Genomic DNA, 20,390 nt, shown 5'->3' with positions numbered 1-20,390 from the left:
GCACCAGTTGGGTGCAACATGCCGGACGCGGTCACCGCCACTGTACTGGGGATTGTTGTAACGCAACGCAACCGTGCAGCGCGCCGTGCACCTTGGTGTGGCACGGTCCGTGCTTAAAGCGCTTGTCCCTACTTTGTCCAACCGGAGGAAACATGACCCGCGCCATCATCAAGACCCTGGGCGTTGCCCTTGTTGCAACCCTTCCCATGCTGGCCAGCGCCCAGCTCACCGCCAACGTCAGCCTGACCACGAACTACAAGTTCCGTGGCCAGGACCAGGACACGTCCAAGGTCAAGGCCGTCAAACCCGCACTGCAAGGCGGCTTTGACTACACCTTCGGCGAAACCGGCTTCTACGTGGGCAACTGGAACTCCAGCGTCAACTGGCTGTCCGGCAACTCGCTCGAATCCGACATCTACGGCGGCTACAAGTTCAAGGCCGGTGACGTGGACCTGGACGTGGGCCTGCTGACCTACATCTACCCCGGCAACAGCGCGGGCAACACCACCGAAGTCTATGGCGCTGCCACCTTCGGCCCCGTGACGGCCAAGTATTCGCACACCCTGTCCAAGGACTACTTTGCCTACGCAGGTCCTGGCATGAAGGGCCGCAACACCGGCTACCTGAACCTGGCGTTTGCCCAGGAAGTGGCCCCCAGCACCACGCTGAAGGCGTCGGTCGGCTTCACCCGCTTTGGTGGTGACATCACAGCCCCCAACTTCATGGACTACAGCCTGGGCGGTTCGTACGACTTCGGCGGCGGCGTGTCCCTCGGCGCTGCCGTGGTTGGCGCCACCAAGAAGGCCTTCTACGGCCCGGTCAACAAGTCGCGCGTGATCGTCACGCTCACCAAAACCCTGTAAGTCTCAATGGGCGCCGGTGGCGCCCATTCCGGAGGAACTGAAAATGAAAATGGTGACAGCCATCATCAAGCCCTTCAAGCTCGACGAAGTGCGCGAAGCGCTCTCCGACATCGGCGTGCAAGGCATCACGGTGACCGAAGTCAAGGGCTTTGGCCGCCAAAAGGGCCACACCGAGCTGTACCGCGGTGCAGAGTATGTGGTGGACTTTCTTCCCAAGGTCAAGATCGAGGCCGCCGTGGCCGACGACCTGGTGGACCGCGTGATCGAGTCCATCGAGACCGCAGCGCGCACCGGCAAGATCGGTGACGGCAAGATTTTCGTGACCCACCTGGAGCAGGTGGTGCGCATCCGCACTGGCGAAACCGGCAAGGAAGCCCTGTAAGGGCGAGGCCGCATCCCATCCAAGAAGAGAAACGCCATGAAAAAACTGCTTGCTTCCTTCATTCTGGGGCTGAGTCTGCTATCCGGCGGATCGGCTGTCCTCGCCCAGGCGCCCGCCACGGCAGAGGCCTCGGCACCCGCTGCGGCTGCACCAGCGGCTGAAGCCCCTGCCCCTGCCGCAGCGGCTGCACCGGCTGCTGCTGCCGCCGCTGCGCCTGCAGCGCCCGCCGCAGAAGCGCCTGCTCCTGTCCCCAACAAGGGTGACACCGCGTGGATGATGACTTCCACCATCCTCGTGATCCTGATGGTCCTGCCTGGCCTGGCGCTGTTCTACGGCGGCCTGGTGCGCAGCAAGAACATGCTGTCCGTGCTGATGCAGGTGATGGTCACGTTCTCGCTGATCGTGGTGCTGTGGTTCATCTACGGCTACAGCCTGGCCTTCACCGAAGGCGGTGCCTTCATCGGTGGTTTCGACCGGCTGTTCATGAAGGGCATCTGGGACAACGCCGCAGGCACGTTTGCCAACGCTGCCACGTTCAGCAAGGGTGTCGTGATTCCGGAAGTGGTGTTTGCCGCCTTCCAGGCCACGTTCGCCGGCATCACCTGCGCCCTGATCGTCGGTGCGTTCGCAGAGCGCATCAAGTTCAGCGCCGTCATGCTGTTCATGGTCCTGTGGTTCACGTTCAGCTACCTGCCGATCGCCCACATGGTGTGGTTCTGGATGGGTCCTGATGCCTACGCCTCCAAGGAAGTGGCCGACGCCATGACCAGCAAGGCCGGCCAGATCTGGCAGTGGGGTGCTCTGGACTTCGCTGGCGGTACCGTGGTGCACATCAACGCCGCTGTGGCGGGCCTGGTGGGTGCGTTCATGGTGGGCAAGCGCATTGGTTACGGCAAGGAAGCCATGGCGCCTCACAGCCTGACGCTGACCATGGTCGGTGCCTCGCTGCTGTGGGTGGGCTGGTTCGGCTTCAACGCCGGCTCTGCCCTGGAAGCCAACGGTTTTGCAGCCCTGGCCTTCATCAACACGCTGGTGGCTACCGCTGCTGCCGTGCTGGCATGGTGCATGGGTGAAGCGCTGATGCGCGGCAAGGCTTCGATGCTGGGTGCAGCGTCGGGTGCTGTGGCGGGCTTGGTGGCCATCACGCCGGCTGCCGGCAACGTCGGTATCGGCGGTGCGCTGGTCATCGGTCTGGTGGGTGGTTTTGCCTGCCTGTGGGGTGTCAACGGCCTCAAGAAGCTGCTGGGTGCGGACGACTCGCTCGACGTGTTCGGCGTGCACGGCATCGGCGGTATCGTGGGTGCGCTGCTGACCGGCGTGTTCAACTCCCCCAGCCTGGGTGGCCCCGGCTTCGTGGCGGACTGGGTGACGGCGACCGGTGTGACGGCTGCTGACTACTCCATCGCTGCCCAGGTGTGGACACAGGCCAAGGCCGTGCTGCTGACCATCGTGTGGTCAGGCGTGGTGTCCTTCGTGGCCTACAAGGTGGTTGACCTGACGGTGGGCCTGCGTGTCTCGGAAGAAGACGAACGCGAAGGTCTGGACATCACCTCGCACGGCGAAACGGCATACAACCGCTGATCGCTCTGCGCCCTACGCGCCGCGGTGTCTGGTGGCACCGTGGCGTCGCAATAAGAACAAGCGAGTTACTCCTCTGGTTACTTCAGCCCGCCGACCACCGGCGGGCTTTTTTCGTACCGGTGGGTGACGCGTGTGGGACTGGCGCGCCAGGGGGCCAAAGGCCCTATGGCATCCGCCAGTCCTTTGCACGTCCGCTGTTCAAAAAATTCACGCCTCCTGCATGCCGTGCGGCGGACCGCTGCCGCTACGATGCACGGATGGACTTTTCCCTCGCCCCGATCACTGAGCGCGTGCGCGCTGCCGCCGCCGACCAGACCCCGTTGCGCATCCGTGGCGGGGGCACCAAGGACTTCCATGGCCTGGCGCTGCACGGCGAGGTGCTGGACACCCGGGTGCTGCGCGGCATCGTGAGCTACGAGCCCAGCGAGCTGGTCGTCACCGTGCGGGCCGGCACCCCGCTGGCCGAGCTGGAGGCCGCGCTCGCCGAGCAGGGCCAGTGCCTGCCTTTTGAACCCCCGCATTTCGCCAAGCCCCCTTCGGGCGCTGCCACCGTGGGCGGCATGGTGGCGGCCGGCCTGTCGGGCCCGGCGCGCGCCAGCGTGGGGGCGGTGCGTGACTATCTGTTGGGCGTGACCCTGCTCAACGGCAAGGCCGAGCTGCTCACCTTCGGCGGCCAGGTCATGAAGAACGTGGCGGGCTATGACGTGGCGCGCCTCATGGCCGGTGCCTGGGGCACGCTGGGGCTGCTGACCGAAGTGAGCCTCAAGGTGCTGCCCGTGGCACCCGGCGAGGCCACACTCCGGTTCGAGGGCATCAACCAGGCCGATGCGTTGCGCAAGCTGCACGCCTGGGGCGGCCAGCCGCTACCCCTCGACGCCAGTTGCTGGGTGCAGGACGAAGGCGCAGGCACCCTGTATGTGCGCCTGCGCGGCGCCGTGGCGGCGGTGGAGGCCGCGTGCAAGACCATGGGTGGCACGCGCATGGACAACGCCACCGTGGCCGCTGACTGGACCGCCTGCCGCGAGCAGACCCTGCCGTGGTTCACCGACCGGGCCACGCGCCCCGACCACGCCCTGTGGCGCCTGTCGGTGCCCGCCACCGCGCCGGTGCTGGCTTTGCCCGGCGGCGTGCAGCCACTGGTGGAATGGCATGGGGCGTTGCGGTGGGTGCAGGGCCCCGAGTCCGCCGGCGACGCGCTGCGCGAAGCCGCCCGGGCGGTGGGTGGGAGTGCTTCTCTTTTTGTAGCTGCCGAGGCAAATAAACCTGGCGCCAGCGGTGCTTTTGACTTGCAATCCAAGGCGCTGGAGCAAATCCACGCCCGCCTCAAGCACAGCTTTGACCCTGCCGGCATCTTCAACCCCGGCCGCATGGCGCGGGCCTGGTAGGCAAGCCAACCCCCCCTCACAGCCACCACCGCCACCCTGGCCATGCGACGCCTTTTTCACCTCACCGGACACCACCGCACGGTTGCGAGCAACCAGGTGCTGGGCCTGCTGCTGGCGTTCAACGCCGGGGCGGTGAATGCCGGGGGGTTTCTGGTGGTGCACCTCTACACCTCGCACATGACGGGTTTCCTGTCGTCGCTGGCCGACAACCTGGTGCTGGGGCAGATGAAGCTGGTGCTGGGCGCCGTGGGCGCGCTCTGGGCCTTCATGTCGGGGGCGGGCACCACGGCCATCATGGTCAACTGGGCGCGCCAGCGCCGGCTGCGCAGCACCTACGCGCTGCCGCTGCTGCTGGAGTCCGTGCTCATGCTGCTGTTTGGCCTGGTGGGCGCCATCACCCTCAGCTGGCCCACGCCTTTTGCGGTGCCACTCACGGTGCTGCTGCTGTCCTTCATCATGGGACTGCAGAACGCCACCGTGACCAAGATGTCCTCGTCCCAGATCCGCACCACCCACATGACGGGCGTGGTGACCGACCTGGGCATCGAGATGGGCAAGATGCTCTACTGGAACCGCACGGGCACCGCGCCCGAATCGCAGGTGCGTGCCAACCAGGCCCGGCTGCGGCTGTTTGCCGGGCTGGTGGGCATGTTTCTGGTGGGCGGCATTGCGGGGGCTGCGGGCTTCAAGCACGTGGGCTTTGTGTTTGTGGTGCCGCTGGCGCTGGTGCTGCTGGCCCTGTCGCTGCCCCCGCTATGGGCGGATCGTGCCCGGCTGCGCCAGCCCTGGCGCAAGGCGCTGGCGCTGCAGGCGCCGCACGATCCGCCGCTGGACCCGCCGACAGCGCGCTGAACCGGCCCCCTCTTTTTTGTTCCTTCGCCCAGGCATGCCCGATGCAAACCCAGCTCTCCCCTGAATACCGCGCCCGCGCCGATGGCCTGGAGGCCGAATCCATCCTGCGCAAATGTGTGCACTGCGGCTTTTGCACCGCCACCTGCCCCACCTACCAGCTGCTGGGGGACGAGCTGGATGGCCCGCGCGGCCGCATCTACCTCATCAAGCAGGTGCTCGAAGGCGCCGAGCCCACGCGCAAGACCCAGATGCACCTGGACCGGTGCCTCACCTGCCGCAACTGCGAAAGCACTTGCCCGAGTGGCGTGCAATACGGCCACCTGGTGGACATCGGTCGCAAGATCGTCGATGAAAAAGTGCCCCGCCCCGTGAGCGAAAAAGCCCTGCGCTGGGCACTGAAGGAGGGCCTGCCTTCGCCGCTGTTCGCCCCTGCCATGAAGGCAGGGCAAATGTTGCGCGGCCTGCTGCCCGAGGCGCTGAAGGCCAAGGTGCCCGCACCGCAGGACGCCGGCGCCTGGCCCACGCGTGAACAGGCGCGCAAGGTTCTCATGCTGGCGGGCTGCGTGCAACCGGCCATGATGCCGAACATCAACACGGCCACCGCCCGAGTGCTTGACGCCGTGGGCATCCAGACCGTGATCGCATCCAAGGCGGGCTGCTGCGGCGCCGTCAAATTCCACCTCAACGACCAGGCTGGCGGCATGGCAGAGATGCGCGCCAACATCGACGCCTGGTGGCCGCTGGTGGACGCAGGTGGGGTCGAGGCCATCGTCATGAACGCCTCGGGCTGCGGCGTCACCGTCAAGGAATACGGCCACATCCTGAAGGACGATGCGGCATACGCGGGCAAGGCTGAGCGCATCAGCAGCCTCACGCGCGACCTGTCGGAGCTGCTGCCCGCCCTGCTGCCCGAGCTGGCCGCCAAGCTGCAGGGCCGTGTGAACCAGCCGGACACCCTGTACGCCTACCACCCCCCTTGCACGCTCCAGCACGGCCAGAAGCTGCGCGGCGGGGTGGAGGCGCACCTGAACCAGCTGGGCTTCAAGCTGCGCACCGCGCGCAACGATGCCCACCTGTGCTGTGGCTCGGCAGGCACCTATTCGGTGCTCAACCCCGACCTGTCCTACCAGCTGCGCGACCGCAAGCTCGGCGTGCTCGGCGAGGCCTTCGGCAACCAGCCGCCCGACATGATCCTGTCGGCCAACATCGGCTGCATCACCCATCTGCAAAGCGGCACGGGGACGCCTGTGCGGCACTGGGTGGAGGTGCTGGACGAGGCCCTGCGCACGGGTTGACGGCGCGTTGGGCGAGACGCGGGGCGCTCACGGCGTGCGCCGGAATCTGGCCCATTTGGTGCCTGTAGCCCCGAGGCTGGCATGATCGAGGGTTTTGTCGCCTCTCATTTGCCCCCGAACTGCACCGCCATGACCGACTCCGTGTCCGCACAAGAACAACCCCAAACCGCACCCGTAGCGCCTGCCGCTCCCCAGGCAGCGCCTGTGCCGACCGAGGCTGCTGCGGTCGCCGTGGCGGCCTCTGAACCTGCTGCGTTGGCCGAAGCCGGCGCGCCCCAGCGGCGCCAGGACGGCTCGCGCCGGGGTGGCCGTAACCGCCGCAAACCCGAAGTGCGCCAGGCGCCGCAGGGCCGTGCAAGCGCCGACGGTGCGGCAGACGCTGCAGCGCCCGCAGGTGGCCCGGGTGCAGGCGCGCGCGCGCCGCAACGCGTGCACCCCGCGCTGGAGCAGCTGGCAGGGCTCTACCCCCACCTGTTCGGCGCCGTGTTCCGTCCGCTCAAGCGCGGCATCTTCCAGGACATTCTGGCGGCCCACCCCGAGCTGTTCGAGCGCGAGGCGCTCAAGGTGGCGCTGGGCCTGCACACCCGCTCCACGCGCTATCTGCAAAGCGTGGCGGCAGGCGATAAGCGCCACGACCTGCAGGGCCAGCCTGTGGAAGACATGGCCTCCGAGCATGTGCACCATGCGCTGCTGGAGGTCTACCGCCGCAAGAAGGCGCGTGCCACCGAAGACCTGTTGCCCAAGCTGCGCAACCGCATGATGGCTGCGTTCGAGGCCTCGGGCCTCACGCGCGAGGCATATACCCAACTGGTGTTGAGCCGCGACGAAGCTGCCAACGCCATCCTCGAAGAAGCCTTTGCTGAATGGTCGGCCCGCAACGCCAAGGATGAGGCCTTGCTGCGCGCCTTTGAGGCCAGCGGCCAGACCCTGGACGCCTTTGCCGATATGTACGGCATGGTGCCCCGCACGGTGGGGCAGCAGCTGGAGCGCGCCCGCCGGCGGGCGGCTGCAGCTGCGGCTGCGGTATCTGCTGCTCCCGCCGTGGAGCCTGGCGAATCCGCCGCCGCAGCCTGACCGGCCCGTGCTGAGCGGGGGCGGTACAACGCTCCCTCTGCCCTCGCTGGTCATGGCGTGCTGGCAGCGGCTTCCGTCATCGGCTCGTCGGCCGAGAGAGGGCCCTGCGGTGTGGCTCCGTCTGCGTCGGCGCGTGTCACGGCTTGTTGCAATGCTGCAGACAGGCTACTGACACCATGTTGTCAGCAGCCGGGCTGCACCATGCCGGGCCCGACACAGAGAGGAGCTTGACCATGACAACAACCCCTACCATGACCCCGGTTGCCGCGTTTCATGTCACTGGACTGACGGTACGCACCCGCAACCGCGACGAGATGGACCCCGCCACCGCCCGCATTGGAGGTCTCTGGGACCGCTTTTTCAGCCAGAGCTGGGAGCGCAACCTGCCCGGCCGTGGTGAGGATGGCCGCATCTTCGGCGTCTACAGCGGCTACGAATCCGACGAACATGGCGCCTTTGATGTCACCGCTGGCGTGGCCGTGCCACCGCCCGTCACCTCGGTGCCAGGGGCTGTGCAGATCGCGGTGCAGGCGGGCGACTATCTGGTGTTCCACGGCCACGGCACAATGCCGCAGATGGTGATCGATGCCTGGGGCGAGGTCTGGCGCTACTTTGCGGCCCACCCGCAAGTGCCACGGCGCTTTGGCACCGATTTCGAGCTGTATGAAGGCCCGGACCGCGTGGCCATTCATATCGGTATCGCCCCCAGTGCGCCCCGCGCATGACCTGAACGAACCAGGAGCCTCCATGAACACATCTTCTGCCGCCCTGACGTTCTACACCCATCCCATGTCCCGAGGCCGTACCGCGCGCTGGATGCTGGAAGAGTGTGGTGTGCCCTACGACACCGTGCTGCTTGAATACGGCACCACCATGAAGGCTCCCGACTACCTGGCCATCAACCCCATGGGCAAGGTGCCTGCACTGCGGCATGGGCAGGTGGTGGTCACCGAGGTGGCGGCCATCTGCGCCTATCTGGCCGACCTGTTCCCCGACAAATCGTTAGCCCCCCCTGTGGGGACACCTGCCCGCGCTGCGTACTACCGCTGGCTGTTCTTTTGCGCCGGCCCGCTGGAGAGCGCCGCCACCGCCAAGGCGCTGAACCTGCTGGCACCCGCCGAACGGGCGGCCATGGTGGGCTACGGCAGCTACGCCGATGTGATGAACACCCTGGAGCAGGCCGTGAGCCAGGGCCCGCATCTGTGCGGCGACCACTTCACGGCCGTCGACCTGTATGTGGGCGCGCACCTGATCTGGGGGATGCAGTTCGGCACCATAGAACGCCGCCCCGCGTTCGAGCAGTTTGTGCAACCGTTCAGGCAGCGCCCCGCGTTTGTGCGCGCCTCCCAGATCGACGACGCGCTGGCGCAGCAGAGCAAAGGCCATGGCTGAGTTCTGCGTCCTGACACTGCCCATCTGGTCGGCTGCAGCTCGCCCCGGGGGGCACGCTCATGCGCCGCGCTGACCGCCTGTTCCAGATCGTCCAGCTCATCCGGGGGCGGCGCCTGTCCACCGCCGCCTTCCTGGCCGAGCGGCTTGAAGTCTCGGCCCGCACCATCTACCGCGACGTGGCGGACCTCCAGCACCAGGGCGTGCCCATTGAGGGCGAAGCCGGTGTGGGCTACCGCCTGGGCGCGGGCTTCGATCTGCCGCCGCTGATGTTCAGCCAGGGTGAAGCCAATGCGCTGGTAGCTGCCGCCCGTCTGGCCCAAACCTGGCTGGATGCCGGGCTGGCCCGAGAGGTGGAAGGCGCCCTGGGCAAGATCCTGTCCGTGCTGCCCCCCGCCGCGCGCGTCGCGGCCGAGGCCCAGGCCCTGTATGCCCCGCCCGTCGGTCTGGACCCGCGCGCCCAGGCCACCCTGCAAGCCCTGCGCGAGGCCGTGCACAGCCGCCACGTGGTGCAGGTGGACTACGCCGACGTCAACGGCCGCCCCAGCCTGCGCCGCCTGCGCCCGCTGGGCTGCTTTTACTGGGGCAAGGTCTGGACACTGTCGGCCTGGTGCGAGCTGCGCAATGACTTCCGGGGTTTTCGCATCGACCGAATTTCTTCCATCACCGTGCTGGACGAGCAGTTCCGGCAGGAGCCAGGCAAGACCTTGGCGGACTTGCTGCGCAAGGTGGAGGGGGAGATGGAAGGGCGAGCGGTGGAGGGGGCGGCTGCGCCGGGGCCGCAGTAGATTCCTGAGGAGTCAAGCGCCGGAAGGCGGCTGCGGGCCCAAAGCGGAAGTAGGTATCTTTGAATATCGGGCGTTTACCTACAGCGCCGCAGCCAAAAAACCTATGGAAGCAGTCTTTGGCTAACCCGCCTGGAAGCGATCCCAGTTATCCCAATGGCGTACTTGCGAGCCTTTGTCGGGGCATGCTTTTTCCCAGCTGGCGAGTTGCACTGGGGCTTTGTATCGAGCTTCCAGCTCCGTCTGGAACTGAATGATTTTGGCAGGCGGTGTATGTGTGCAGAACAAGATCAAAACCCGCGTCGGGCCTTGGCGCACGACCTCATCCACTGCGGGTGTCGCAAGCTTCCACTTGACGCCTCCGACTTCATAGCCATCAGGGGTGATGACTACGCCGACCATCTGAGCAACGCACGCAGAACTGGCTAGCGTCAACATCGCGAGCAGCGTGAAACTGCGAAGAAATCTCATAGTAGTTTCCAGTGAACGATAGTCCCGTACTCAAGTTTTATCGCTTTGCACAAGGAGGCTTTCTGAAGGTCGGCTCCTTGCCCCAAACAGCCGTTGCGCCCGGATGGGTACAAATGCCGAGGATGGCCAGCGCCGCATCGCTCCGTTACTGAAGCGGCGTTGCTGGGCAGTTTGTCTCAGCCTGCCAGCGCCGCCTCAATATCCCCCCCCAGCTTCTTCGGCGCGTCCTGCGGCGCATAGCGGCGGATCACGCGGCCGTCCTTGCCGACGAGGAACTTGGTGAAGTTCCACTTGATGGCCTTGCTGCCCAGCAGGCCCGGGGCTTCGGCGGTGAGCCACTGGTACAGGGGCGAGGCGTTGGCGCCGTTCACGTCGATCTTGGCCATCATCGGAAAGCTCACGCCGTAGTTGAGCTGGCAGAAGCTGGCGATCTCGTCGTTGCTGCCGGGGTCCTGGGCGCCGAACTGGTTGCAGGGGAAGCCCAGCACGACGAGGCCTTGGTCTGCGTATTCCTTGTGCAGTTCTTCCAGCCCGCCGAACTGGGGCGTGAAGCCGCAGGCGCTGGCGGTGTTCACGATGAGCAATACCTTGCCGCGGTATTGCGACAGGGGCACGGCCTGGCCGTTCATCTGCAGGGCTTCAAAGTCGTAGATGCTGGTGGACATGCGGGTTCTCCGGGTGGGGATGACGGGCCATCGTAGCCCCAGCCGCAGAGGCCTGTGCGCAGGCGGGTCAATCCATCAATGAGGGTCTGCAGCGCCCGGTCGGCGGAACTGCAGCGCCGCCAGCAGCGAAGCCAGCAGGATCAGCGCCCCGCCCAGCACAGTGCGCGTGTTCAGCGTGGCCGCGCCCAGCAGGGCCGACGATACGCTGGCAAACATCACCTCCGACAGCATCACCAGCGCCGTGGTGCCCGCCGCCAGGCGGGCGGCGCCAAATTGCAGCGCCCAGTTGCCCAGCATCAGCACCCCGGCCAGCAGCAGGCCGGTGACGACCCAGGTGGCATTGACGGCAGGGAAGGGTTCCACTACGCCCACTTGCAGGCCAATGCCGGCCACGGCCAGCGCCATGAGCATACAGCCGCCAAACATCGAGAACATGCGCGCGGGCCCCGGCACGGTGTGCAGGCGGCGCAGTGTTACGTTGGTGAGCGCGAACATGAAACCGCCCAGCAACGCCAGAGCGTCGGCCAGCGACAGGTTCTGCAGCAGGCGCGATGCAGGCGCGCCCTCGGGCAGCAGCACCAGCACCACGCCGCAGAAAGCCAGCGCCAGGCGCAGCAGCGCCGCAGGGGTAGGGCGCTCGCCCAGCACCTTCCAGGCCAGCAGCACGGCCCAGGCGGGCATCAGATAGAACAGCAGGATCACGCGCACCACGTCGCCAATGGTCACGGCCCAGTTGAAGGCCACGTTGTTCAGCCCCGAGGCCAGCGCCAGCAGCCACAGCTGCGGATGCGCGCGCACCTGCTGCAGGATGCCGGGGCGCCACGCCAGCAGGGCCAGTAGCACCACCGCATACATGCAGGCCGTGGCCCACAAGGGGTGCAGCCCCGCCTGGTGCATGTGCTGGAACGGCCACCACGCCAGGCCCCAGACAAAGGCGTTGAATAAGAGTGCGGCGAAGGGGAGGGGAGAGTGCATTGAAGGGAAAAACAGGCGGTAGCGCTAGTGGAATATGCGCTGAAAGCTATAAATTATGTAGCAGGTGGTTCCATGCTGCACAGCCAGCTAAAACTGGCACGCTCCAAGGCCAGTGCACCCGTGGAACTGGCTTTGCCAGGCCACTGGGTGCGTCCCCCTCCCGCGCAGCGAGAGAGGGGGAAGACGCGCAGCGGCTCAGGGGGAGCCTTCAATAGCTCCAGGCCTCCGGGTGCGTCCCCCTCGGGGGAAGCGGCGAAGCCGCACAGGGGGGGCTTCGCAATCAGGAGTCAATGGTGCGTATCGTGCCGCGCGATGTCCAGCAGGTGGTTCACTTCGTCGCGGTGGTTCACGCAGTTGCGCTGGTGCCAGCGGCGGATGACCCACATGATGCCCGCCACCACCAGCCCGAAGGTGGTGATGGCACCAAACACCGACAGGCCGAGCTTGAGCGACAGGCTGTAGAAAGCCCCCAGGCCCAGGATGCAGGCCTGCTCGTTGAAGTTCTGCACGGCAATCGACCGGCCCGCGCCCATGAGGTTGTGGCCCCGGTGCTGCAGCAGGGCGTTCATGGGCACCACCAGGTAGCCGCCCAGGCCACCCAGCACGATGAGGAACGGAATGGCCAGCCAGATGTTGCTGATGAACACCATCAGGATCAGCAGCAAGCCCATCGCAATGCCCAGCGGGATCACGCGGGTGGCCACGTCCAGGCGCATGCGCATCGATGCCACCACGGCGCCCACGGCGGTGCCGATGGCCACCACGCCGGTCAGGGCCGAGGCCTGGGTGGTGTTGTAGCCCAGGGCCACGGCGGCCCAGGCCAGCACGATGAACTTGAGGTTGCCACCGGCGCCCCAGAACAGGGTGGTGGTGGCCAGCGAGATCTGGCCCAGCTTGTCGCGCCACAGGCGGCTGTTGCAGGCCCAGAAGTCGGGCAGCAGGTTGAGCGCGTTGGCCACCACGCTGCGTGACGGGTCGGCGCGCAGGGGGCGCATCTCCACCCCGGTGTGCGGGATGCGGGTGTTGAACCAGGCAGCCAGCGCATAGACAGCGATCAGCGCTGCAATGGCGGCCTCGGCGGGGGTGTCCACGCCGGTGTCGATCACGGGGAAGTCAAAGCCCAGCAGCATGCCCGACAGCTGCTGCCCCACCAGCTGGCCGCCCAGCAGCACGCCCAGGATGATTGATGCAATGGTCAGGCCCTCGATCCAGCCGTTGGCCTTGACGAGCTGGGACGCGGGCAGCAGTTCGGTCAGGATGCCGTACTTGGCGGGCGAGTAGGCCGCAGCACCCAGCCCCACCACGGCGTAGGCCATGAGCGGGTGCGAGCCAAACAGCATCATCAGGCAACCCGCCACCTTGATGGCGTTGCTGACAAACATGACCTTGCCCTTGGGCAGCGCATCGGCAAAGGCGCCGACGAAGGGCGCCAGCACCACATAGAACAATGCGAACATGGGCACCAGGGCCGCGCGCTGCCACTCGGGGGCGCCTCCGGTGCGCAGGAGTTCCACAGCGGCTACGAAGAGTGCGTTGTCGGCCAGCGAGCTGAAAAACTGCGCCGACATGATGGTGTAAAAACCGCGCTTCATCGAATGGCTGGTGAGAGCATCAGTTGGGCTGATGCCCTGGTAAATGTGAAGAATCGTAGCGAGGGACAGGCGGTTATATCACGCGGATAAACGGCCACAGTGCCAGAATCCGGCGCTGGTCCCCCGGTAAATCCCTCGCTCCATCAGGTCTGTCCCATGCCCCGTCCCATTGCTGCCACCATCCACACCACGGCCCTGCACCACAACCTCGCGCGCGTGCGCCAGTCGGTGCCTGACGCCAAGGTGTGGGCGGTGGTCAAGGCCAATGCCTATGGCCACGGCATCGAGCGGGTGTACGAGGGCCTGCGCGGCGCCGACGGTTTTGCGCTGCTGGACCTGGCCGAGGCCGAGCGCGTGCGCCACCTGGGCTGGCGCGGCCCCATCCTGCTGCTCGAAGGCGTGTTCGAGCCGCGCGACCTGGAGCTGTGCTCGCGCCTGGGCCTGTGGCATGCGGTGCATTGCGACGAGCAGATCGACATGCTGGCCGCGCACAAGACGCAGGTGCCGCACCGGGTGTTCCTCAAGATGAATTCGGGCATGAACCGCCTGGGCTTCACGCCCGAGCGCTACCGCGCCGCGTGGGCCCGGCTCAATGCGCTGCCGCAGGTGGACGAGATTTCGTTCATGACCCACTTCAGCGACGCCGACGGCCCGCGTGGCATTGCGCACCAGATGGCGGCCTTCAACGCCGCCGCGCAGGACCTGCCTGGCGAGCGCAGTCTGAGCAACAGTGCCGCCACGCTGCGCCACGCGCAGGATGCGGGTGTGCGCGCCGACTGGGTGCGCGCGGGCATCGTGGTCTATGGCAGCGCGCCGGACTTCCCCGAGCACCATGCCGACCACTGGGGGTTGCAACCCACCATGACGCTGTCCACGCGTCTCATCGCCACCCAGCAACTGCAGGGGGGCGACACCGTGGGCTATGGCTCGCGCTTCATGGCCGACGGCCCGCTCACCATTGGCATCGCCGCCTGTGGCTACGCCGACGGCTACCCCCGCCACTGCGACACCGGCACGCCGGTGCTGGTGAACGGCGTGCGCACGCGCCTGGTGGGGCGGGTGAGCATGGACATGGTGACTGTGGACCTCACGCCCCTGCAGCAGGCGGGTGTGGAGGTGGGCTTTGGCAGCGAGGTCACGCTCTGGGGCCGCGCCAGCAATGGCGTGGTGTTGCCCATCGACGAGGTGGCGCAGGCGGCAGGCACCGTGGGCTACGAGCTGATGTGTGCACTGGCCCAGCGCGTGCCGGTGGTGGTGGACGGCGTGGCCTGACGTCCTCCCTCTGTGCCCTTGCGGTTCGCGCAGAAGTTCACGCTGCGGGGTGCGGGCTGAGCGAGGGGTGGCCTGAAACTGGTGTGAAATGGCGCCGTCTGTTTGCCGCCGCGCGCAGCGCGCTCCTTCCATGGCCACACCCCGCAGCAACTCCTCCAGTTCCAAGAAAAAAGGCAGCTCCACCTGGCGCTCGGTGCGCATGCCGCACCACGGCGTGGTGGCGCGCACCCTGCAGCAGCGCTACAGCCTGCGCTGGCACGGGCTGCTGATCGGCAGTTTCACGCTGCTGCTGATGTGGGCCACCTCGCACCTGCAGATGGTGCTGGGCGTGGATTCACTGGCACTGCGGTACTTGATTACGCTTTCGGTGGGCTACGTCGGCTATCTGCTGGTGCTGCGCGCCTGGGCAGCGCGGCTGGTGCGGCGGGACGGGTCGTCGGGCGACGGCAGCAGTGTGGAATTGCCCGACATCTCGTGGCCCAGTGGCAATGGCCCCTCCGGTGGAGGCCAGGTGCCCTTGCCCCGCACCGGCGGTGGCAACTTTGGCGGCGGTGGCGCATCGGGGGACTTTGGGGGCGGGTGGACGCAGGGCCTGTCCAGCGGGGGTTCCGGCAGCGACTCCAGCGTGCTGGGCGATATTGCCGGGGGCACGGCCGATGCGCTGGGCAGCGCCGACGAGGGCGCCGTGGTGGTCGTGCCCGTGGTGGCCATCTTTCTCATCGGCGCAGCGCTGATCCTGGGTGCGGGGTCGCTCGCCATGCTGTTTTTTGGCTGGGATGTGCTGCTCACGGTGGCGGTGGAGATCGCCTTTTCAGTGGCCACGGCCCGCGCCGCCGTGGGGGTGGAGCGCGAGGGCTGGCTCAGCGCCGCCGTGCGCCTGACCTGGAAGCCGCTGTTGGGCGCGCTGGTCTGCGCCGTGCTGCTGGGCGCCACCATCGACCACTTCCTGCCCCATGTGCATTCGCTGCCCGAGGCGCTGCGCGTGATCCAGGGGCGCTGATTTGCTCTTTATTTGATAGCTGCCAGGGTATATTGCACTAGCGCTTGGGGCAAAAATCCCTTCAAAAGCGTTGGAAACCCCCTGTGGGGCCCTTAACGGGAGGACCGGCCCTTGCCATGGCCACAGTCCTCGCCAGTCTCCAGGGGCGGCAGCGCATCCAGGTTGGCCCGCACCTGCGCCAGCAGGGCCAGCAACTGAGCCTGGGTGTCGTCGTCGCAGCCCGCCAGCACCTGGGCCGACAGGGTCTGCCGCGCGGCCTGCAGCGCCTGGTAAAGCGCCTGGCCCTCAGCGCTGAGTGTGAGACACAGGCTGCGCCGGTCCTCGGCGTGGGGGTGGCGCTCCAGCCAACCCTTGTCCTGCAATAGGCCCAGCATGCGTGCCACCTGGGCCTTGTCGGCGCCGCTGTGGCGCACCAGCTCTTTCTGCGTGGCGCCGGGGTGGCGGCCGATGAAGTTCAGCGCGCGCACTTCATTGAAGGTCAGGTCCGGATGCACGGAGGTCATCGCGCGCACCATGCGCGCCCGGTAGGCGTGCATCAGGTCGTGCAGGGCTTCAAACACATCGGGGCGGGCGCGTGGGGGCATGGCGTGGCTATCGGTTGACAAAGTCAACTGAATGGCGGATGATTTGGTTGATTAAATCAACATTTTACGCCATGAACGCTTCCTTGCCCCTGGCCGCCACGGCCCCCTCCCTCGCCATCGAGCGCATTCGCCATCCCCTGCAGGGCCGCCATCTCCAGGTGGTGCGCCGCACCCAGGTCAGCCCCGGCTTTGTGCGGCTGACCCTGGCCGGCCCCGAGCTGGCGGGCTTTGTGAGCGCCGGGTTCGACGACCACCTCAAGCTCATCCTTCCCTCGCCCGGGCAGGACCGCCCCACCTTGCCCATGATGCAGGACGGCCGCCCCGTGTTCGACGGCCCCCGCCCCGTGCTGCGCGACTACACCCCCGCGCGTTTTGACGCCGCAGCGGGCGAGCTGGACATCGAGGTCGCCCTGCACGACGCGGGCCCCGCCACCGACTGGGCCGCCAGCGCCACCGTGGGCCAGTGGGTGGGCATTGCCGGGCCGCGCGGCAGCATGGTGGTGCCCACAGGCTTCGACTGGCACTGGCTGCTGGGCGACGAAACCGCGCTGCCCGCCATCGCCCGCCGCCTGGCGGAGCTGCCCGCCAGCGCGGTGGCCACCGTGCGCGTCCAGCTGAGCAACCCGGCCGACCAGCGCACGCTGGCGAGCGCGGCGCAGGTGGATCTGCAGTGGGTGAGCGCGCTGCCTGCCGCTGTGGAAGCGCTGCCGCTGCCCGCCGGCGCGGGCTTTGTCTGGGCTGCGGGCGAACACAGCGACATGGCCGCCGTGCGCCGCGTCGTGATGGCCAAGCCGGGCGTGGACCCGAAACGCATGCGCATCTCCGCCTACTGGAAGCGCGGCGCTGCGGATCACCACGAGGACCTGGCGAGCGCTGTGTAGTCGGCCCCTGCTTGCTACATCACTCGCTACTTTCCTCTCAGCGCAGCAGCGTCAGCGCCGCCGCCTTTTGCACCGCCTGCGTCACGTGCTGCAGCGCCTGCACATTCAGGCGCCAGCACTGCCAGTACAGCGGCACATCAACGGGCTTGTTCGCAATCAGCTCGACCAGGGCACCGGTTGCCAGGTCGTCCTCCACCAGCGGGTCGGGGGTCATGCCCCAGCCCAGGCTGGCGCGCGTGGCTTTGACGAAGGCATGCGCCTCGGGCAGCCAGTGCACGGGCGGTGCGAGCTTGCGGCGCGTGATGCGGCTCACAAAACGCGCCTGCAGCGCATCCTTGCGGTTGAACACCAGCATGGGTGCCTGCGCCAGTGTGGTGGCGTTCACGCCCTGCGCAAAGTGGCGCTCCATGAACGCAGGGCTTGCGAGCGCGCGGTAGCGCAGCGTGCCCAGCGGCAGCACCTGGCAGCCCTGCACGGGCTGCGGGTCGGCCGTCACGGCGGCCATCACGCGGCCCTCGCGCAGCAGGTTGGCCGAGTGGTCCTGGTCTTCCACATGGATGTCGAAAGTGATGGCCTGCCCCTCGGCCGCCTGCGCCATGGCCTGGGGGAACCAGGTGGCCAGCGAGTCGGCATTCACGCCAATCGCCAGCCGCGTGGTGCTGTGCTGCCCGCCGCCAATGGTGGCCAGCGCGTCGGCCTCGCTCAGCGCCACCTCACGCGCATGGCGGTACAGCGCCTGCCCGGACTCGGTGGGCGTGCAGGGCGTGGCGCGGCGCACCAGCACCTGGCCCACGCGCTCTTCCAGCAGCTTGATGCGCTGCGACACCGCTGAGCGCGTGACATGCAGCACGGTCGCCGCCCGCTCGAAGCTGCCCTCATCGATCACCGTGGCAAAGGCGTTGAGCTGGGCGGAGTCGAGTTGCATGGGTGGTTAGTTATTCTGACGGATCGTTAAAAAGTATAGCTTGCGTCAACGCAGGCCCTTGGCCAGAATCCGTGCCCATGGTCTCCACTGCCTTCGTTCACGGTTTCACATCCACCGCCATGCTCATCATGGCCATTGGCGCGCAAAACGCATTTGTGCTGCGCCAGGGTCTGCGGCGCGAGCATGTGATGCCCGTGGTGCTGGTGTGTGCGCTGTCGGACGCGGCGCTGCTGCAGGTGGGCGTGTGGGGCATGGGCGGCGTGCTGCTGGCCCGGCCTGAATGGGCGCAGTTCATGCGCTGGGCGGGGGCGCTGTTCCTGTTGATGTATGCGGCACAGACGGCCGCGCGGGCGCTGCGCCCCGGCCAGTTGCTGGTCGCCACCAGCGGCCCCGGCGCCAGCCTGCGCACCACGCTGGCCACGGTGGTGGCGCTCACCTGGCTCAACCCGCATGTGTACCTGGACACCGTGGTGCTGCTGGGCACCATGGCCACACCCTACCCGGCCTGGGGCCGTGCGCTGTTTGCGGCGGGTGGCTCGCTGGCCAGCGCGCTGTGGTTCTTGCTCATCGGCCTGGGCGCCCGCTGGCTGGCGCCGTTGTTTGCCACCCCGGCGGCGTGGCGGATGCTGGACGGGGTGACGGCCACCACCATGCTGGTGCTGGCAGGGGTGATGGCTCTAAGCTAAGAAGAATAAGTTCGTTTTCTAAAAGCGCCGCTTGGGGGATAGTCTGGCCATTCAGCATTTTTTGGCGTTTATGCCTATCCTCCCGTCCATGCGCTTCAAACACCTTCTCCTGGCCGCCGCCGTTGTTGCGGCCCTGCCCCTGGCCGCACAGTCCGCCACGTTCCGCTGGTCCCGCTCGGTGGACATTTCCACCTGGGACATCCACACCCAGAACGTGGGCGTGAACAACACCATGCACGGCGCGGTGTACGACACGCTGGTCGAATACAACAGCAAGACCTTCAAGCCCGAGCCCTCGCTCGCCACCGAGTGGAAGCTCATCAAGCCCACGCAGCTGCGCCTGACCTTGCGCAAGGGCGTGAAGTTCAGCGACGGCAGCGAGTTCACCGCCGACGACGCCAAGTTCTCGCTGGAGCGCGCCAAGGCCAAAAGCTCCAACTTCGCCGTCTACACCCAGGGCATTGACCGTGTGGAAAAAGTCGATGCATACACCATCGACATCCACTCCGACCTGCCCAACCCGGTGCTAGTGAACCAGCTGACCGAGCTGCGCATCATGAGCAAGGCCTGGGCCGAAAAGAACAAGTCGGTCGAGCCCAAGGACATCAAGACCAAGGACGAGAACTTTGCCCACCGCAATGCGCTGGGCACCGGCCCCTACCAGCTCAAGCAGTGGACGCCTGACCAGCGCGTGGTGCTGGAGCCCAACCCCCACTGGTGGGGCAAGGGCAAGTACCCCACCAACCTGACCGAGATCGTCTACACCCCCATCAAGGCCGACGCTACGCGCACAGCGGCGCTGCTGTCGGGTGAGGTGGATTTTGTGATCGACCCGAGCCTGCAGGACCTGGCGCGCATCAAGCAGACGCCCAACCTGCAGGTGCTCGAAGGGCCCGAGTACCGCACCATCTTCCTGGGGCTGGACCAGTTCCGTGACGAGCTGCCCGGCTCGGATGTGAAGGGCAAGAACCCGCTCAAGGACCTGCGCGTGCGCAAGGCGCTGTACCAGGCCATCGACATCCAGTCCATCCAGCGCGTGGTGCTGCGTGGCTTGGCCCAGCCCACGGGCACACTCATCGCCAACCAGGTCAACGGCTGGACCAAGAAGGCCGATGTGCGCTACCCCTACGACCCCAAGGCCGCGCAAAAGCTGCTGGCCGATGCGGGCTACCCCAACGGGTTTGAGGTGGACTTTGCCTGCAGCGCGGGCCGCTACATCAACGACGAGCAGCTGTGCCAGGCCATCACGTCACATTGGGCCAAGGTGGGCGTGAAGGCCAAGCTGCGCTCGCTGCCGTTTGCCACCTACTTTCCGATGATCCAGCGCAACGAAGCCAGCATCTACCTGCTGGGCTGGGGTGTGCCCACGTTCGATGCGTTCTACAGCCTGCAGTCGCTGGTGCGTACGACGGGCGCGGGTGGGGACGGCAACTTCAACCTGGGCCGGTTCTCCGACCCGCAGATGGACGCGCTGATCGAGCGTGTGAAGAAGGAAACGGACACCGCCACGCGCAACGGCCTGATCGAGCAGGCGCTGATCAAGGAGCATGAGCTGGTGTCGCACATTCCCCTGTACAACCAGGTGATCCCGTGGGCGGGGACGAAGAAGGTGGAGACCATTCACCGCGCCGATAACCGCATCGACTGGCGTTATCTCAAAGTCAACTGATCCTGGGCGCCTACAAAAAAGCCCTGGTGCTCTGAAGGCACCGGGGCCTTTTTTTTGTCCGCAG

At 66.7% G+C, this 20,390-nt stretch carries 21 protein-coding genes; 15 read left to right on the top strand and 6 right to left on the bottom strand.

Features of this window, described 5'->3' with window-relative positions:
- The first annotated feature begins 152 nt into the window (after positions 1 to 152).
- The 10 genes from ASD75_RS00470 (at position 153) to ASD75_RS00425 (ending at position 9,609) form a co-directional block, all read left to right on the top strand.
- Positions 153 to 863 carry a TorF family putative porin gene (locus ASD75_RS00470; protein ID WP_056057222.1) on the top strand — a complete coding sequence of 237 codons (711 nt, stop codon included), beginning with the start codon at positions 153 to 155 and terminating at the stop codon, positions 861 to 863.
- A gap of 43 nt (positions 864 to 906) precedes the next feature.
- Positions 907 to 1,245 carry a P-II family nitrogen regulator gene (gene glnK / locus ASD75_RS00465; protein ID WP_015012094.1) on the top strand — a complete coding sequence of 113 codons (339 nt, stop codon included), beginning with the start codon at positions 907 to 909 and terminating at the stop codon, positions 1,243 to 1,245.
- A gap of 36 nt (positions 1,246 to 1,281) precedes the next feature.
- Positions 1,282 to 2,826, top strand: coding sequence for an ammonium transporter (gene amt / locus ASD75_RS00460; RefSeq protein ID WP_056742214.1), 1,545 nt, complete (start codon positions 1,282 to 1,284; stop codon positions 2,824 to 2,826).
- Between the two features lie 257 nt (positions 2,827 to 3,083).
- Positions 3,084 to 4,211, top strand: coding sequence for a glycolate oxidase subunit GlcE (gene glcE, locus ASD75_RS00455; protein ID WP_056742212.1), 1,128 nt, complete (start codon positions 3,084 to 3,086; stop codon positions 4,209 to 4,211).
- Between the two features lie 42 nt (positions 4,212 to 4,253).
- A complete protein-coding gene (locus ASD75_RS00450; RefSeq protein WP_056742209.1) occupies positions 4,254 to 5,063 on the top strand; it encodes a YoaK family protein in 810 nt (269 codons plus the stop codon).
- 41 nt (positions 5,064 to 5,104) lie between these two features.
- Positions 5,105 to 6,358, top strand: a complete 1,254-nt coding sequence (gene glcF / locus ASD75_RS00445) for a glycolate oxidase subunit GlcF (protein ID WP_056742208.1) — start codon at positions 5,105 to 5,107, stop codon at positions 6,356 to 6,358.
- A gap of 129 nt (positions 6,359 to 6,487) precedes the next feature.
- The gene (locus ASD75_RS00440; protein ID WP_056742206.1) at positions 6,488 to 7,432 is read left to right on the top strand and encodes a ProQ/FINO family protein; all 945 of its coding nucleotides are present in this window, start codon (positions 6,488 to 6,490) and stop codon (positions 7,430 to 7,432) included.
- Between the two features lie 233 nt (positions 7,433 to 7,665).
- A complete protein-coding gene (locus ASD75_RS00435) occupies positions 7,666 to 8,157 on the top strand; it encodes a GyrI-like domain-containing protein (protein ID WP_056742204.1) in 492 nt (163 codons plus the stop codon).
- 22 nt (positions 8,158 to 8,179) lie between these two features.
- Positions 8,180 to 8,824: a glutathione S-transferase family protein gene (locus ASD75_RS00430; RefSeq protein ID WP_056742202.1), complete on the top strand. Its 645-nt coding sequence runs from the start codon at positions 8,180 to 8,182 to the stop codon at positions 8,822 to 8,824.
- 59 nt (positions 8,825 to 8,883) lie between these two features.
- Complete coding sequence (locus ASD75_RS00425; RefSeq protein WP_056742200.1) at positions 8,884 to 9,609, top strand: YafY family protein; 726 nt, start codon at positions 8,884 to 8,886, stop codon at positions 9,607 to 9,609.
- Positions 9,610 to 9,729: 120 nt separating this feature from the next.
- On the opposite strand, the gene ASD75_RS00420 is transcribed toward ASD75_RS00425, so the two are convergent.
- From ASD75_RS00420 to lplT, 4 genes are all read right to left on the bottom strand, one after another.
- Complete coding sequence (locus ASD75_RS00420; protein WP_056742198.1) at positions 9,730 to 10,077, bottom strand: hypothetical protein; 348 nt, start codon at positions 10,075 to 10,077, stop codon at positions 9,730 to 9,732.
- A gap of 176 nt (positions 10,078 to 10,253) precedes the next feature.
- Positions 10,254 to 10,742 carry a glutathione peroxidase gene (locus ASD75_RS00415; RefSeq protein WP_056742195.1) on the bottom strand — a complete coding sequence of 163 codons (489 nt, stop codon included), beginning with the start codon at positions 10,740 to 10,742 and terminating at the stop codon, positions 10,254 to 10,256.
- 75 nt (positions 10,743 to 10,817) lie between these two features.
- Complete coding sequence (locus tag ASD75_RS00410) at positions 10,818 to 11,717, bottom strand: DMT family transporter (RefSeq protein ID WP_056742194.1); 900 nt, start codon at positions 11,715 to 11,717, stop codon at positions 10,818 to 10,820.
- 287 nt (positions 11,718 to 12,004) lie between these two features.
- Positions 12,005 to 13,309, bottom strand: coding sequence for a lysophospholipid transporter LplT (gene lplT, locus ASD75_RS00405; RefSeq protein WP_056742191.1), 1,305 nt, complete (start codon positions 13,307 to 13,309; stop codon positions 12,005 to 12,007).
- A gap of 156 nt (positions 13,310 to 13,465) precedes the next feature.
- On the opposite strand from lplT, the gene alr reads away from it, so the two are divergent.
- Together alr and ASD75_RS00395 are read left to right on the top strand one after the other, a co-directional pair.
- Positions 13,466 to 14,581 (top strand): alanine racemase, encoded by a 1,116-nt coding sequence (gene alr, locus ASD75_RS00400; RefSeq protein ID WP_056742188.1) that lies wholly within the window; start codon positions 13,466 to 13,468, stop codon positions 14,579 to 14,581.
- A gap of 130 nt (positions 14,582 to 14,711) precedes the next feature.
- Positions 14,712 to 15,581, top strand: coding sequence for a hypothetical protein (locus tag ASD75_RS00395; protein ID WP_056743114.1), 870 nt, complete (start codon positions 14,712 to 14,714; stop codon positions 15,579 to 15,581).
- Between the two features lie 92 nt (positions 15,582 to 15,673).
- On the opposite strand, the gene ASD75_RS24225 is transcribed toward ASD75_RS00395, so the two are convergent.
- Positions 15,674 to 16,165, bottom strand: coding sequence for a MarR family winged helix-turn-helix transcriptional regulator (locus ASD75_RS24225; RefSeq protein ID WP_056057266.1), 492 nt, complete (start codon positions 16,163 to 16,165; stop codon positions 15,674 to 15,676).
- A 71-nt stretch (positions 16,166 to 16,236) separates the two neighbouring features.
- Here ASD75_RS24225 and ASD75_RS00385 point away from each other — a divergent pair, with 71 nt between their 5' ends.
- Positions 16,237 to 17,046, top strand: coding sequence for a siderophore-interacting protein (locus tag ASD75_RS00385; RefSeq protein WP_056742187.1), 810 nt, complete (start codon positions 16,237 to 16,239; stop codon positions 17,044 to 17,046).
- Between the two features lie 37 nt (positions 17,047 to 17,083).
- Here ASD75_RS00385 and ASD75_RS00380 read toward each other — a convergent pair whose 3' ends face one another.
- Positions 17,084 to 17,971 (bottom strand): LysR family transcriptional regulator ArgP, encoded by an 888-nt coding sequence (locus ASD75_RS00380; RefSeq protein WP_056742184.1) that lies wholly within the window; start codon positions 17,969 to 17,971, stop codon positions 17,084 to 17,086.
- Positions 17,972 to 18,048: 77 nt separating this feature from the next.
- Here ASD75_RS00380 and ASD75_RS00375 point away from each other — a divergent pair, with 77 nt between their 5' ends.
- A complete protein-coding gene (locus tag ASD75_RS00375) occupies positions 18,049 to 18,657 on the top strand; it encodes a LysE/ArgO family amino acid transporter (protein WP_056742182.1) in 609 nt (202 codons plus the stop codon).
- An 88-nt stretch (positions 18,658 to 18,745) separates the two neighbouring features.
- The gene (locus ASD75_RS00370) at positions 18,746 to 20,326 is read left to right on the top strand and encodes an ABC transporter substrate-binding protein (protein ID WP_056742181.1); all 1,581 of its coding nucleotides are present in this window, start codon (positions 18,746 to 18,748) and stop codon (positions 20,324 to 20,326) included.
- The last annotated feature ends 64 nt before the right edge of the window (positions 20,327 to 20,390 follow it).

It is taken from the genome of Acidovorax sp. Root568 (assembly GCF_001427445.1).
Classification (GTDB): domain Bacteria; phylum Pseudomonadota; class Gammaproteobacteria; order Burkholderiales; family Burkholderiaceae_C; genus Acidovorax; species Acidovorax delafieldii.
Note: the sequence above shows the minus strand (reverse complement) of the source record. Positions and strands in the feature narration are given on the sequence as shown.